This window comes from Agromyces sp. NDB4Y10, assembly GCF_001620055.1.
Lineage (GTDB): Bacteria > Actinomycetota > Actinomycetes > Actinomycetales > Microbacteriaceae > Agromyces > Agromyces indicus.
Window position 1 is genome coordinate 139,001 of record NZ_LQGY01000028.1, and the last position, 14,685, is coordinate 153,685.

The 14,685-nt window shown below is 71.6% G+C and carries 12 protein-coding genes; 5 read left to right on the top strand and 7 right to left on the bottom strand.

Annotated features, from left to right (window positions below):
- Positions 1-58 precede the first annotated feature (58 nt).
- From AVP42_RS07645 to AVP42_RS07660, 4 genes are all read left to right on the top strand, one after another.
- Positions 59-1,438, top strand: coding sequence for a TrkH family potassium uptake protein (locus tag AVP42_RS07645; protein WP_231878572.1), 1,380 nt, complete (start codon positions 59-61; stop codon positions 1,436-1,438).
- Complete coding sequence (locus AVP42_RS07650) at positions 1,431-2,138, top strand: TrkA family potassium uptake protein (RefSeq protein WP_067947714.1); 708 nt, start codon at positions 1,431-1,433, stop codon at positions 2,136-2,138. Before AVP42_RS07645 ends, AVP42_RS07650 begins: the two co-directional genes overlap by 8 nt.
- A gap of 68 nt (positions 2,139-2,206) precedes the next feature.
- The gene (locus tag AVP42_RS07655; RefSeq protein WP_067947716.1) at positions 2,207-4,198 is read left to right on the top strand and encodes a M13 family metallopeptidase; all 1,992 of its coding nucleotides are present in this window, start codon (positions 2,207-2,209) and stop codon (positions 4,196-4,198) included.
- A 91-nt stretch (positions 4,199-4,289) separates the two neighbouring features.
- On the top strand, positions 4,290-5,198 hold the full coding sequence (locus AVP42_RS07660) for a serine hydrolase (protein WP_067947722.1): 909 nt from the start codon (positions 4,290-4,292) through the stop codon (positions 5,196-5,198).
- Positions 5,199-5,297: 99 nt separating this feature from the next.
- Here AVP42_RS07660 and AVP42_RS07665 read toward each other — a convergent pair whose 3' ends face one another.
- The 4 genes from AVP42_RS07665 to AVP42_RS07680 are packed head-to-tail and all read right to left on the bottom strand — an operon-like array spanning position 5,298 to position 9,736.
- Positions 5,298-6,215, bottom strand: coding sequence for a carbohydrate ABC transporter permease (locus AVP42_RS07665; protein WP_067947724.1), 918 nt, complete (start codon positions 6,213-6,215; stop codon positions 5,298-5,300).
- On the bottom strand, positions 6,212-7,432 hold the full coding sequence (locus AVP42_RS07670) for a carbohydrate ABC transporter permease (protein ID WP_082847080.1): 1,221 nt from the start codon (positions 7,430-7,432) through the stop codon (positions 6,212-6,214). Before AVP42_RS07670 ends, AVP42_RS07665 begins: the two co-directional genes overlap by 4 nt.
- Before the next feature lie 2 nt (positions 7,433-7,434).
- Complete coding sequence (locus AVP42_RS07675; RefSeq protein ID WP_082847081.1) at positions 7,435-8,661, bottom strand: extracellular solute-binding protein; 1,227 nt, start codon at positions 8,659-8,661, stop codon at positions 7,435-7,437.
- Between the two features lie 28 nt (positions 8,662-8,689).
- Positions 8,690-9,736: a LacI family DNA-binding transcriptional regulator gene (locus AVP42_RS07680; protein WP_067947728.1), complete on the bottom strand. Its 1,047-nt coding sequence runs from the start codon at positions 9,734-9,736 to the stop codon at positions 8,690-8,692.
- A gap of 166 nt (positions 9,737-9,902) precedes the next feature.
- Between AVP42_RS07680 and AVP42_RS07685 the strand changes: the two genes are divergently transcribed.
- Positions 9,903-11,891 (top strand): glycogen debranching N-terminal domain-containing protein, encoded by a 1,989-nt coding sequence (locus tag AVP42_RS07685; protein WP_067947730.1) that lies wholly within the window; start codon positions 9,903-9,905, stop codon positions 11,889-11,891.
- 16 nt (positions 11,892-11,907) lie between these two features.
- Here the strand turns inward: AVP42_RS07685 and AVP42_RS07690 are convergent, their stop codons facing one another.
- From AVP42_RS07690 to AVP42_RS07700, 3 genes are read right to left on the bottom strand one after another with little or no spacing between them, the layout of a single operon-like run.
- Complete coding sequence (locus AVP42_RS07690) at positions 11,908-12,540, bottom strand: TetR/AcrR family transcriptional regulator (protein ID WP_067947731.1); 633 nt, start codon at positions 12,538-12,540, stop codon at positions 11,908-11,910.
- A gap of 15 nt (positions 12,541-12,555) precedes the next feature.
- Entirely contained in the window at positions 12,556-13,860 is a 1,305-nt protein-coding gene (locus AVP42_RS07695; RefSeq protein ID WP_067947734.1) for an ABC transporter permease, read from the bottom strand.
- Positions 13,857-14,603, bottom strand: coding sequence for an ABC transporter ATP-binding protein (locus AVP42_RS07700; protein WP_067947736.1), 747 nt, complete (start codon positions 14,601-14,603; stop codon positions 13,857-13,859). Before AVP42_RS07700 ends, AVP42_RS07695 begins: the two co-directional genes overlap by 4 nt.
- Positions 14,604-14,685 lie beyond the last annotated feature (82 nt).

Here is a 14,685-nt window from a genome sequence, read left to right on the forward strand (position 1 = left end):
GGCGACGGATGCCGCGCGGCCGACTTGACGCGGGAGTCGGCGGGCGTATGATTCCGCGGTGACCTTCCGCGATCCGGCGGTCCGCACCTCGCGGCGCCTTCGCTTCCGGCGGGGCTTCCGACTCCATCCGGCGCAGGCCGTGGTGGCGGGATTCGCCTCCGCCGTCCTGGTCGGCACCCTCCTGCTGTGGCTGCCGCCGATGTCCGTCGAACCGGGTGGCACGACCTTCGTCGACGCGCTGTTCACCGCGACGAGCGCGGTGTGCGTGACCGGGCTCGTCGTCGTCGACACGGCCGTGCACTGGAGCCCGCTCGGGCATGCCGTGATCGTGCTGCTGATCCAGCTGGGCGGGCTCGGCATCATGATCTTCGCGTCGCTCATCGGCCTCGTGCTGGCGCGCAGGCTGTCGGTCCGGGCTCGGCTGAACACGGCCACGGAGGCCAAGGCGGTGGGCTTCGACGACGTGCGCGGGCTGGTGCGCGGCATCGTGCTCATCTCGTTCACGATCGAGGCGATCACGTGGGCGTTCCTGTTCCCGCGGTTCCTGTTCGGCTACGACTACGACCCGGGGGAGGCGGCCTGGCACGCGCTGTTCCACTCGGTGTCGTCGTTCAACAACGCCGGCTTCGCCCTGTACTCGAACAACATGATGGACTTCGTCGCCGACCCGTTCATCTGCCTGCCGATGAGCGCGGCGATCATCCTCGGCGGGCTGGGGTTCCCCGTGATCATGCAGCTCCGCAAGGAGTTCACGCGTCCGCTGCACTGGACGATGAACACGAAGCTGGTGCTCTGGGGAACGGTCGTCCTGCTTCTCGGCGGCTGGGCGTACCTGACCATCGTCGAGTGGTCGAACCCCGACACGTTCGGGCCGCTCGACCCGGCCGCGAAGCTCCTCGCGGGGTTCTACGCGTCGGTGCAGACGCGCACCGCGGGCTTCAACAGCGTCGACATCGGGCTCATGCACGACGAGAGCTGGGTCGCGATGGACGTGCTCATGTTCATCGGCGGCGGTCCCGCGGGCACGGCGGGCGGCATCAAGGTGACGACGTTCGCCGTGCTGTTCTTCATCCTGCTCACCGAGTTCCGGGGCGAGGGTGCCGTGAACATCTTCGGCAAGCGCCTCTCGCGGGCGGTGCACCGCCAGGCGATCACGGTCGTGCTGGTCGCCGTCGGCGCGGTCATGCTCGCCACCGTCGTGCTCATGCACCTCACGGGCCTCGCGTTCGACCGGGTGGTATTCGAGGCGGTGTCGGCCTTCGCGACGGTCGGCCTGTCCACCGGCATCACCTACGACCTGCCGCCCGCAGCCGAGATCGTCCTGGTGCTGCTCATGTTCCTCGGCCGCATCGGCCCGCTCACGCTCGGTTCGGCGATCGCGCTCCGCGAGCGTCGCATCCTCTACGAACTCCCCAAGGAAAGGCCCGCCATTGGCTAGGTTCTCGATCTTCGGCGGCGGTGCCGCCGACACGTCCCGCCGCATCGCGGAGGCCGATTCGGTCGCCGTGATCGGGCTCGGCCGCTTCGGCAGCTCGCTCGCGCTCGAGCTCATGCGCGCCGGCACGGAGGTGCTCGGCATCGACGCCGACGAGGAGATCGTCCAGGCGCTGAACGGCGAGCTCACCCAGGTGGTCCGGGCCGACTCGACGAAGGCCGAGGCGCTCAAGCAGCTCGCGGTCGACGAGTTCGATCGCGTGGTCGTCGCGATCGGCTCCGACATCACGGCGTCGATCCTCACGTGCTCGGTGCTGCTCGGCATGAAGACGCCGGTGATCTGGGCGAAGGCGGTGACCGAACAGCACGCGCTGATCCTCGAGCAGCTGGGCGTGCACCACGTCATCCGGCCCGAGGCCGAGATGGGCAAGCGCGTCGCGCACCTCGTCCGCGGTGCGGCCCTCGACTACATCGAGATCGAGAGCGGGTACGCGATCGTGAAGACCGCCCCGCCCGCGCGCCTGCACGGGGTGCCGCTCGGCCAGTCGGGCCTCCGGAAGGAGTTCGGGGTCACGGTCGCCGCGTTCAAGAAGCCCGGGGGCGAGTGGCACAACGCCGACGCCGACACGGTGCTCTCCGACGGCGACATGATCCTCATCGTCGGCCCGACGCGCAAGGCCGAGGGGTTCGCGCAGCTCCGCTGATCGGGTCGAGCGGATGCCGCGGCATCCGTCGCAGCGATCGTCAGGGGTGCCCGCTTAGGGTGGGAGGCATGACCGACGCGACGAAGCCCTCCGGCATCATCCTCGACGAGCTCGACCCGCGGGTCCGCCCGCAGGACGACCTGTTCCGCCACGTCAACGGCAAGTGGATCGAGCGGACCGAGATCCCCGCCGACAAGGCGCGCTACGGCAGCTTCATCGTCCTGTACGAGGAGGCCGAGCGGGCCGTCCGCGAGATCATCGAGGAGGCGCAGCAGGCCGAGCCGGGCACCGAGGCGCGCAAGGTCGGCGACCTGTACGCGTCGTTCATGAACGAGGAGCACGTCGAGCTGCTGGGGGCCACCCCCATCGCCGCGCAGCTCGTCGAGGCGTCGCTGCCGGGCACGATCGACGAGCTGCTCGAGACGGTCGGCCGGCTCGAGCGCCAGGGGATCTCCGGGTTCGCGCAGCTGTTCGTCGACAACGACCCGGGCGACCCCGAGCGGTACCTCGTGTTCGTCGAGCAGGGCGGCATCGGCCTGCCCGACGAGAGCTACTTCCGCGAGGAGCGCTTCGCCGACATCCGCGACAAGTACCGCGCGCACCTCGAGCGCATGTTCGACCTCGCGAAGCTCGACGACGTCGCCGCGCGGGCCAAGCGCGTCTTCGACCTCGAGACCGAGATCGCGGCCACCCACTGGACCAACGTGGAGTCCCGCGACTCGCAGAAGACGTACAACCTGATGCCGTGGTCGGACGTCGCGGCCGCGGCATCCGTCGACCTCGACCGCTGGCGCGACGCGATGGGCGTGCCCGCGCGCGCGTTCGACGAGCTCGTCGTGCGCCAGCCGAGCTTCGTCGAGGGCGTCGGGCGGCTGCTCACCGACGACCGCCTGCCCGCGTGGCGGGACTGGCTCGCCTGGCAGGTCATCCGCTCGAGCGCCGCGTACCTCTCCAAGGACTTCGTCGACGCGAACTTCGACTTCTACGGCCGCACGCTCACGGGCACGCCGCAGCTGCGCGAGCGGTGGAAGCGCGCCGTCTCGTTCGTCGAGGGCGCCATGGGCGAGGCCGTCGGCCGCATCTACGTCGAGCGGCACTTCCCGCCCGCCGCCAAGGAGGCGATGGACGAGCTCGTCGCGAACCTCGTCGAGGCCTACCGGCAGTCGATCACCGGCCTCGACTGGATGGGCGAGGAGACCCGCGCGAAGGCGCTCGACAAGCTCGAGAAGTTCACGCCGAAGATCGGCTACCCGGTGAAGTGGCGCGACTACTCCACGCTCGAGGTCGACGCCGCCGACCTCGTCGCGAACGTGCGGGCGACGGCCGAGTTCGAGTTCCAGCGCCAGCTCGGCAAGATCGGCAACCCGATCGACCGCGACGAGTGGTTCATGACGCCGCAGACGATCAACGCCTACTACAACCCCGGCTTCAACGAGATCGTGTTCCCCGCGGCGATCCTGCAGTTCCCGTTCTTCGACGCCGAGCGGGATGCCGCGGCGAACTACGGCGCGATCGGCGCCGTGATCGGACACGAGATCGGCCACGGCTTCGACGACCAGGGGTCGCGCTTCGACGGCGACGGGCGCCTCATCGACTGGTGGACCGAGGCCGACCGGGCCGCCTTCGAGGAGCGCACGAAGGCGCTCATCGACCAGTACGACGTGCTCGTCCCCGCCCAGCTCGATGGCGGGTCCGTCGAGGGCGAGGGCGGCACCCCGCACCACGTGAGCGGCGCGCTCACCATCGGCGAGAACATCGGCGACCTCGGCGGGCTGGCGATCGCCTGGAAGGCCTACGAGCTCTCGCTCGGCGGCGCCGAGCCGCCCGTGATCGACGGCATGACCGGGGCGCAGCGCTTCTTCCTCTCGTGGGCGCAGGCGTGGCAGATGAAGGCCCGCGACGAGGAGGTCATCCGCCTCCTCGCCATCGATCCCCACTCGCCGAACGAGTTCCGGTGCAATCAGATCGTGCGCAACATCGACGAGTTCTACACTGGCTTCGAGGTCGCACCCGATGACGCGCTCTGGCTCGACCCGGCCGAGCGCGTCCGCATCTGGTAACCCCTCCATCCACCCCCGTCCGATCCCGTCGAGCGCACCGCGATGCCGCGGTGGGGGAGCGCCCGGCCCGCACAGGAAGTCGTCAGCCACCGTGGTGACCTCGTCGCAGGGTTCCGAACGCCGTGCTCGGCACGCGAGCTTCCGACGCGGTCGTCACCGCACCGACGAGCACGCCGAGGACTTCACGCGCGGCTTCGACGCGCTCGGCGAGCTGGCGCTCGCGGGCGTGCAGGTGTCGGCGCGCGCGACCGACCTCGCCACGGGCCGCGTGCTGTTCTCGGTCGACGACCACGTCGTCATGCCCACGGCGTCGATCGGCAAGGTGCTGCTCCTCGTCGAGGTCGCCACGCGTCTGGCCACGACGGGTCATGAGGCGTTCACCGTGCTCGACCGCGACCCGCGCGACGCGGTCGGCGACTCGGGCATCTGGCAGCACCTGCAGACGCCGTCGCTGCCCATGGCCGACCTCGCCGCGCTCGTCGGCGCGACGAGCGACAACCTCGCGACGAACGTGCTCATCCGCCACATCGGCCTCGAGTCGGTCCGCGCCCGCACCGAGGCGCTCGGCCTGACCCGGACCGCGCTGCTCGACCTGGTGCGCGACCACCGCGGTCCCGACGACGCGCCGCAGCTCTCGATCGGCTCGGCCAAGGAACTCACGTGGCTCTTCGCCGCCCTCGCGCGCGGCGAGATCGTGAGCCCCGAGGTGTCGCAGCGGGTCGTGGGGTGGCTCTCGCTGAACGCCGACCTGTCGATGGTCGCCTCGGCGTTCGGCCTCGACCCGCTCGCGCACCGCATGCCCGACCACGGGCTGCTGCTCATGAACAAGACCGGCACCGACGGCGGCGTGCGCAGCGAGGTCGGCGTCCTCCGCGGGCCGCGGGCGAGCGTCGCCTACGCGGTCTCGATGTACTACGCCGACACGCAGCTGGCCACGCGGCTGGCGGTGCTCGACGGCATGCGGCAGGTCGGCGCCGACCTGCTCGAGTACGTGCACTGACCCGTGGTCACGACCGGGCGACCGGGGCGACGCGAACGAGGGGCGGATGCCGCGGCGCACTCGCCACGCGGCATCCGCCCCGCCCCTGCACCGGGTCGATCAGCCCTTCTCGGCACCTGCCGTCGTGTTCATGATGCGGCGCTGGAAGATGAAGAACAGCACCGCGACCGGGATGGTCATGAGCACGGCCGCCGCGAGCTGCAGCGGGAACTGGTTGCCCGAACCGAGCTGCCCCGACACGAGCGACGCCACACCGGTCGTGAGGGTGTTCAGTTCGGGGCTCTGCCGCGACACGATGAAGTGCCCGAGCTCGTTCCACGAGCCCTGGAAGCTCAGGATGATGAGCGTGACCAGCGCGGGCCGGGCCATCGGCAGGACGACCGACCAGAACGTGCGGAACTGGCCCGCGCCGTCGATGCGCGCCGCCTCCTCGATCGACACGGGGATCGAGTCGAAGAACTGCTTCATGATGAACACCCCGGCCGCCGTCGACAGCAGCGGGATGATCATGCCCGCGTACGTGTCGTACAGGCCCACCTGCTGCAGGATCAGGAACCGCGGGATGAGCAGCACCACACCCGGCACCGCGAGCACGCCGATGAAGAACACGAAGACCATCGAGCGGCCCCGGAACTTCAGGCGCGAGAGCGCGTAGCCGGCGAGCGAGTCGAAGAAGACGCGCCCCAGGGTGACGACCACGGCGACCAGCACCGAGTTGCCGAACCAGAGGGTGAACGGCACGCCGGTGAACAGGCGCTCGTACGCCGCGAACGTGACCGTCTCGGGCACGAGCGACAGCGGGTTCTGCGTGGCATCCGCGTCGGTCTTGAACGAGGCCGCGATCGAGAGGATGAACGGGTAGATGTAGATGAGCGCCAGGCCGATGAGGATCAGGTAGCTCGTCCACAGCCCCGCGCGCGCCTTCGGCGAGATCCGCCGGCGGCGGGTGGGGCGAGCGGATGCCGCGTCGCGGCCGCCGTCGCCCGTGACCACGGATCGCGTGCTGAGGTCGGTCATGATCGGCTCCCGTCTCGCGGACCGGCATCGCCGTCCTCGCGTGCGTCGGCCCCCGTGAGGAGCGCGCGGTCGGCCGGGTCGGCGCCGACGGCCGCCGAGGCGGCGTCGGGCTCGTGCCGGCGGGGGTCCGCCGCGCCGCCGCGTCCTGCGCGACGGCCGCCGCGGCCCATGCCCTTCGGGTCGCGCTCACGCAGCACCCAGCGCTGGAACAGCGTGAGCAGGATGATGAACACGAACAGGATGAAGGCGATCGCCGCGCCCTGACCCCACTTGAGGTCGTCGAACGAGGTCTGGTAGGCGAGGAAGGCCGGGGTGGTGATCGTACCTCCGGCCGTCGATCCACCGAGCACGTAGATCTGGTCGAAGACCTGCCACGAGCCGATGAGGCCGAGCGTCAGCACGGTGAACAACGTCGGGCGCAGCATCGGCAGCGTCACCGAGAAGAACGTGCGGACCGGTCCGGCGCCGTCCATGCGGGCGGCCTCGTCGACCTCCGCGCCGATGTTCTGCAGTCCGGCGAGGAACAGCAGCATGAAGGTGCCCGAGGTCGTGAAGATCGCCAGGATGATCAGCGAGCTCATCGCGACCGACGGGCCGGCGAGCCACTCCCACCAGGTGACCCCGAGCGGGCCGGACTCGGCCAGCGCCGCGGGGGCGCTCGTCACGCCGACGGCGGCGAGGATGTTGTGGAAGACGCCGCTCGGGTCGTTGAACCAGTTCGGGCCGTTGATGCCGAAGAACCCGAGCACGGCGTTGACCGCGCCCGACGCGGTGAACAGGAACTGGAAGACGACCACGATCGCGACGGTCGAGGTGACCGATGGGAAGTAGAAGGCGGTGCGGAAGAAGCCGCGCCCGCGCAGCACCGCGCGGTTGACCTGCACGGCGAGCAGCAGCGCGACGATGGTCTGCAGGGGCACGACGAAGACGACGTACCAGAGGTTGTTGCGCACGGCCCGACCGAAGTTGCGCTGGTCGAGACCCGTGTCGGTCGTGATCGCCGCGTAGTTGTCGAGCCCGACGAAGTTCACGTTCGGGTTCAACGGCGATCGGAAGCCGTTCCAGTCGCTGAAGCTCACCCAGAGCGCCAGCAGGATCGGGATCGCGAGGAACACCCCCACGATGGCGACGGCGGGCGTGACGAAGAGCCAGCCCGCGCGGGCCTCGCCGCGGCGGATGCCACCGCCGCGACGAGACCCGGACGCGGTGCCGGTCATGATCAGCCGTTCGCCTTGTCGGCTGCGGCCTGCAGGTTCTCCTGGAACGGCCCGAGCACGGCGGCCGGGTCGGCGAGCCCCTGCGTCTCGAGCGAGGCGTTGAACTCGGTCACGGCCGTCGCCGCGCCGGCGAAGGCGACCGGGCTCTGCGCGTACTCGACTCCGGCGACGAACGCGGCGTTCTCGGGGAACTGCTCCGCGTAGGCCGACGAGCCGGACTCGGTCGACGGGATGACGCCGAACGCCTCCGCGAACGCGAGCTGCTGCTCGTCGCTCGTGAAGTACTCCACCAGGTCGATCGCCGCGTCGCGCGTGTCGGACTCGGCCGGGATGCCCCAGCAGTTGCTGAACGCGAACGTCGACGGGCCGCCCGGGCCCTCCGGGAGCTCGACGCTGATGAACTCGCGGTCGGGGTAGTCGTTGGCCATCGCGCCGTTGATCCACGGACCCTCGATGGTCATGGCGCCGCGACCCAGGCCGAACGCCTCGCCGGCCCAGCCGGCCTCGACGTCCTGCGGGTAGGCGAGGTTGCCCGCCTCCACGAGGCCCTGCAGGTACTCGAGCGCCTCGGCGTTCTCGGGCGAGTCGGCGGTGACCTCGTCGGCGTCGCCGACGCCGCCGCCGGCCTGACCCATGAACACGCCGATGCGGGCGTACTCGCGGCCGAGCACGAGGCCGGTCGTGTCATCCGTCGTCAGCTGCGCCGCGACCTGCGCGAGGCCGTCCCAGTCGGTGGGCACGTCGGCGTCGGTGAGGCCGGCGGCCTCCCATGCGGCGGTGTCGATCTGCAGCGCGAGCGTCGAGAAGTCCTTGGGCGCGCAGTAGAACTGGTCGTCGTACGTGAACTGCTCGCGCAGCGCGGGCAGGAACTCGTCCGCGTTCGCCAGGTCGTCCGCGTACGGCTCGAGGAAGCCCTGGCCCGCGTAGGTCTGGAACTGGTCCCACGGCATGTAGAACAGGTCGGGCGGGTTGTTGCCCGAGAAGCCCTGGCCGAGCTGCTGCACGAGGTCGTTCGCGGCGATGACCTCGACGGTGTTGCCGGTCTCCTCGGCCCACGCCTCGGCGGCCTGCGTCACCGCGTCGGTCTCGGCCTGGCCGGACGAGCCGATCAGGATGCTGAGGTCTTGTCCGCTCGTCTCGCCGCCGTCGTTCCCGCCCGGGGAGCAGGCGGCTAGGGTGATGACGAGTCCCGTCGCCACTGCGACGGCGCTCCATTGTGATGTCCTCACGATGTATCCCTTCTGGTGATTGCCGGCCTCAGGTGCCGGGGATCGCGTCGAGCGCCAGGTGTCCAGGCCGTCGCTCGACGAGTCGGGGCGCGAGGAGCCGATCGGTCGGCTCCTCGTCGCTGCTCGGATTGGGGCGCACGTCGTCGCCCGCCGGCCCGAACAGCAGGTCGAGTGCCGCGGCGACGACGTCGTCGAGGGGCTGCTCGATGCTCGAGAGCCCGACGGCCGCGGCCACGGGGGTGTCGTCGAAGCCGACGACGGGAAGCGCCGGGCGCCCGGCGGTGCGGGCGGCGATCATCGCGCCGAGGGCGAGGGAGTCGCTCGCGCAGACGATCGCGTCGGGCGGCTCGGGCAGGGCGAGCAGTTCGGCGGCGGCGCGGGAGCCCTCGGTGACGCCGTCCTCGACGTGCCGGGCGAGCGCCGCCCGCGCGTCGGCGTCGACGCCGCACTCGGCCTCCCAGCCGGCGCGGCGCTCGTCGCCCGTGCCGGAGCCGTGCGGCCAGCCGATCCATCCGACGCGCCGCGCGCCCTGCTCGCGCAGGTGCCGGACGGCCCCGGCGACGCCGGCGCGACCGTCGACGTCGACCCAGCGGTGCCGCACGGCGCTGGTCTCGGGGTCCCACGGGCGACCGAACGCGACGAACGGGACGCCCTGCTCGGTGAGGGCGCGGATGCGCTCGTCGCCGTGGGTGGTCGCGGTGAGCACGAACGCGTCGACGTCGGATCCCTCGCGGAGGCGTCGGATGCGGGCGAGCTCGTCGTCGGGGTCGGCGGCCGAGAAGACCATGACGCGCAGTCCCCGGGCGTCGGCGTGCTCGGTGAGCTTGTGGAGGAACCGATCGAGCACGGCGCCGGAGATGCCGTCGCGCCACGGGTCGATGCGGACCCCGATGGTGGCGGACTTGCGCGTGCGCAGCCGCCGGGCGGAGGCGTGGGGCCGGTAGCCGAGGCGCGAGATGGCCTCGAGCACGCGCTGACGCGTCGCCTCGCGGACGATCTCGGGGCTGTTCAGCACGTTCGACACCGTCTGCCGGGAGACCCCTGCGGCCTGGGCGACGTCGTCGACCGTCGGCATCCTCGACACGTCGCCTCCTTCGGCTGTGCGCGGGTCGTCTTCGGTGACGATCTTCGGAATCCGCCGATTTGATCGATCAAATCTTTGCTAATGTTGCCCACATCCGACAGCGGTGTCAAGCCATCAGGCGGTCACCGTTCCATTACGAACCGGAAGCGAGCACCACGTGACCGCACCACTCCAGCCACTGCTGCACGACGCGCTGGCGGTCCTCAGGGCGCCCACCCAGGTCTGGTCCGCGCACGACGGCGCCATCGGCGGCGCACCCGTGCACGGCGTCTACAGCGCCGACGTCCGACTCGTCCGCGCGATGCGCCTCACGGTCGACGGGCGCGCGCCCGAGCACCTCGCGACCGGGGGCGACCGCAGCGACCACGTGCGCATCGACGCGCTCGTGCGCACGCTCGACGACCCCACCCCCGACCCCGGCGTCCGGCTCGTGATCGAGCGCTCGGTCGACGCGGCCGGCATCGCCGACACCCTCACGCTCCGCAACCGGCAGCCGATCGACGTGCGGGCGCGCGTCGAGATCGAGCTCGAGCCCGACGCGACCCCCGTCGACCACGTCAAGCTCGGCGGGGCCGACACGTCGTCGGCGCGCGCCCGGCTCGAGGCGGGCGCGGCCGTGTGGTCCGGCGAGCAGGTCGCTGCCCGGCTCACCGCACCCGGCTTCGAGATCTCGGTCGACGACCGCGGCATCCGCCTCATCGCCGAGCTCGTCGTGCCGGCCGCCGGCGAGGCGACCGCGGGATGGCGCCTCGACGCCGTCGACGAGGCCGCCGTCGTGCGCGGCGTCGACACGCCCGCGCCGTGGTCGGCACCCGAGGTTGCGGCGGCCGACGACCGCCTCGCGCGCTGGATCGCGCAGGGCCTCGCCGACCTCGACGCGCTCCGCATGACGACGGTGCGACAGCCGGGCGCCGAATTCATCGCCGCGGGCGCACCCTGGTTCTTCACGCTGTTCGGCCGCGACTCCATCTGGACCGCGCGCATGATGCTGCCGCTCGGCACCGAGCTCGCGGGCGACACCCTGCGCGTCCTCGCGGGGCTGCAGGGCACCCGCGTCGACGACGCCACGGCCGAGGAGCCCGGCAAGATCATGCACGAGCTGCGCCGCGCCGCGCTGTCGCTCGACGGCGCCGACGGCGAACTGCCCCCGCTCTACTACGGCACCGTCGACGCGACCGCGCTCTGGATCGCGCTCCTCCACGACGCCTGGCGCTGGGGCCTGCCCGCCGAGGAGGTGCGCGCGCTCCTGCCGAACCTGCAGGCCGCCCTTGCGTGGATGCGCGACCACGGCGACGCCGACGGCGACGGACTCCTCGAGTACGTCGACCGCTCCGGGCGCGGCCTCGCCAACCAGGGCTGGAAGGACTCCGGCGACTCGGTGCAGTGGCGCGACGGCTCCCTCGCCGAGGGGCCGATCGCGCTCGCCGAGGTGCAGGCGTACGCCTACGAGGCGGCCGTGCACGGGGCCGACCTGCTCGACGCGTTCGAGGTCGACGGCGGCGACGAGTGGCGGGCGTGGGCCGCCCGGCTGCGCGACCGGTTCCACGAGGAGTTCTGGATCGACGACCCCGACGGCGCCTACCCGGCGATCGCGCTCGACGCGAACAAGCGCGCGGTCGACACGGTCACCTCGAACATCGGCCACCTGCTCGGCACGGGCCTGCTCGACGCCGACCAGGTCGACCTCGTCGTGCGTCGCCTGACCGACCCCACCCTCGACTCCGGGTACGGCCTGCGCACCATGTCGACCGCGTCCGGCGGCTACTGGCCGCTCAGCTACCACGGCGGCACGGTGTGGGCCCATGACACGGCCATCGCCGTGCTGGGCCTCGCGCGCGAGGGTCGCGGGGCGGATGCCGCGGGGCTGGTCGAGGGCCTCCTCCGGGCGGCCGCGGGCTTCGGGTACCGCATGCCCGAGCTCCACTCCGGCGACCCGGCGACCGAGGTGTCGGTGCCCGTGCCGTATCCGGCCGCGTGCCGGCCCCAGGCCTGGTCGGCCGCGGCATCCGTCGCCGTGCTCACCGCCGTGCTGGGCCTCGAGCCCGACGGCGACGAGCTGCGCACGAACCCGATCGCCTCGTTCGGGCGGGTCGCCGTCCGCGGCGTCCGCGTGCGGGGGAGCGAGCGCGAGGTCCGCGCCGGCTGAGCTTCCGCCGGCGCCGTCAGGCGAGCTTGCGGAGCACGCGGCCGAGCACGTCGGCCACCTCGGCGCCGTCTGGCGGCGGCGCCCCCTGCTCGGCGCGCCGCGACCAGGTGAGGCCCACGTAGCGCATCACCCCGGCGAGCAGGTGCGTCGTGATCTCGGCCTCGTCGGGGATCGCGGCGAGTTCGGCCTCATCGGCGCCCGCTCGGAGCGCCTGCTGGCGGAGCCGCAGCTCGACGATCTCGCGCAGCTCGCCCTCGATCTCGGCGAGGCGCTCCATCTGCCGGGCCATGAGCAGCGGGTTGCCCGAGATGGCGCGGATGCGGCGCGCCATGAGCCCGGCGTCACCGGGCAGCTTCGACGGGTCGATGCGCACCAGGCCGACGGCTTCGGCGAGGAGCGGCCCGTCGGAGACGATGAACTCGCGGGCCGCCCGCTCGTCGATGCGGGGGAGGTCGGGCCCCAGCAGCGCGGCATCCTTCGTCTTGAAGTGGTTGAAGAACGTGCGCTGGCTGACGCCCGCCGCCCGGCAGATCATGTCGACCGTGACCCCGTCGTACCCGTGCTCGAGCACGAGCTCGACGGTGGCGCGCTCGATCGCGGCGGTCGTCTCGGCGACGCCTCGGCGGCGTGCACCCGGCTCGGTCGACATGATCTGCTCCTCGGTCTACTCGTACCGTAGCGACTCGATCGGGTCCTGCCGGGCCGCGCGCCGTGCCGGCAGCACGCCAGAGAGGAACGCGATCACCATGATCACGACGATGACCGTGACCACCGTGGCGGGCTCGAACAGCAGCAGCGTGAGACCTGGGAGGTCGGCCAGCACGGTCGACGCGGCGCCCGCGGAGATCGCGGTGCCGACGCCGATGGCCGCCAGTGCGCCGATCGCCGAGCCGAGCAGGCCGATCACCACCGCCTCGAGGCTGAAGAGCCCGAACACCCGGCCGTTCGACATGCCCATGGCCTTCATCAGGCCGATCTCGCGCGTGCGCTCCTGCACGCTCATCAGCAGCGTGTTGACGATGCCGAAGGATGCCGCGATGAGGGCGACCACGGCGAAGGCGCTGAGCACGCCGATGATGCCGGTGATGACGGTCTGGATGACGCCGAGCTGGTCCTCGACGGTCTGCCCCGCGAGGTCGGCGTCGGCGAGGTCGGCCTTGACGGCGTCCACGTCGGCCGCGGTGACCGCGCCGTCGGCGCCGGAGCCCTCGAGGTACGCGACCGCGACGGCGTAGGCGTTCGGCTGGCCGGGCACGGCCTGCGCGTCGGCGATCTCGTCGGTCAGCGCCTGGTTCACGCCGGATCCCGCGGCGAGCAGGCTCGTCCGCGCGACGCCGACGACCTCGGCCTCGACGGTCTGCTCCTCGAGCGCGGCGTCGGTGTACCCGAGGGTCACCGTGGCGCCGACGGCGTCCTCCGCGTCGGAGAAGCCGAGCGCGTCGACGTAGTCCTCGGGCAGCAGGATCTGCAGGTCGCCCGACTCCTGGTCGAGCTGCGCGCCGGCCACGAGGTCGCTGCGGCCGATCGACGACGTGGGGTTCACGTCGAGCTCGTAGCGGCCGTCGGCGGCCGCGTCGGCGTCGCCGGCGATCCAGTCGACGCTGATCTGCCGGACGGGCTCGACCCGGTCGACGCAGGCGATCGCGCGCGTGGCCTCGAGGTCGTCGTCATTCAGCAGGGTGCCGGAACCGAGCGGGTTCGCCTGGCCGGACTGCTGACGCCCGTCGGGGTCGTACTCGTTCGGCCCGTCGGTCGTGTCGGTCGACGCGGCCGGCGTGACGAGCAGCACGTCGCCCGTGCTCAGCGTCTCGACCTGCTTGGTGACGTAGTCGTTGACGCCGGCGCCGAGCGCGGTGGTGAGGGTGAGGGTGAACGCGCCGACGAAGAGGCTGAGCGCGGTGAGGGTCGTGCGCAGGCGGCTGCGGAACGCGTTGCGGGTCGCGGTGGTGATGACGTCGGCGGTCCTCATCGGGCCGCTCCTTCCGTGACGACGGATGCCGCGGCATCCGTTCTGGCGATGATGCGGCCGTCGGCGATGGTGATGCGCCGGTCGCAGCGGGCGGCGAGCTCCTCGTCGTGGGTGACGACGACGAGCGTGATGCCGCGGTCGCGCTGCAGGCCGAAGAGGAGGTCCTCGACCTGGCGGCCGGTGGCCGTGTCGAGGTTGCCCGTCGGCTCGTCGGCGAAGATCACGTCGGGCTCGTTGATGAGCGCGCGTGCGATGACGACGCGCTGCTTCTGTCCGCCGGAGAGGTCGGTGGCGCGGTTCTTCGCCTTGTCGGCGAGGCCGAGCGACTCGAGCACCGCCATGCCGCGCCGGGTGCGCTCGCGCGGTGCGACGCCCGCGACGAGCAGGGGGAGCGTCACGTTCTCGAGCACGCTCTGCTGGGCGGTGAGGAAGAACTGCTGGAAGACGAAGCCGAAGCGCTCGTTGCGCAGTCGGTTGAGGGTGCGCGCCCCGGCGCCGGCGACGTCCTCGCCGTCGACCTCGATCCGGCCGGCGTTGGGGCGGTCGAGGAGCGCGAGCAGGTGCATGAGCGTCGACTTGCCCGAGCCGGATCGGCCGACGATCGCGAGCGATTCGCCGTGCTGCACGTCGAGGCTGACGCCCTTCAGTGCGTCGAAGCGGGTCTCTCCGGATCCGTAGGTCTTGGCGAGGTCGACGGCGCGGATCACCGGGGCGCCTCGGGGCGGTGCTGCGGCGGGGGTCATGGGCCTTCCTTTCAGTCGCTACACATCCTAATGCAGTGACTGCAAGTATTGATGCGCTCGCTGCAGAGGTCCTGCGCGGCGC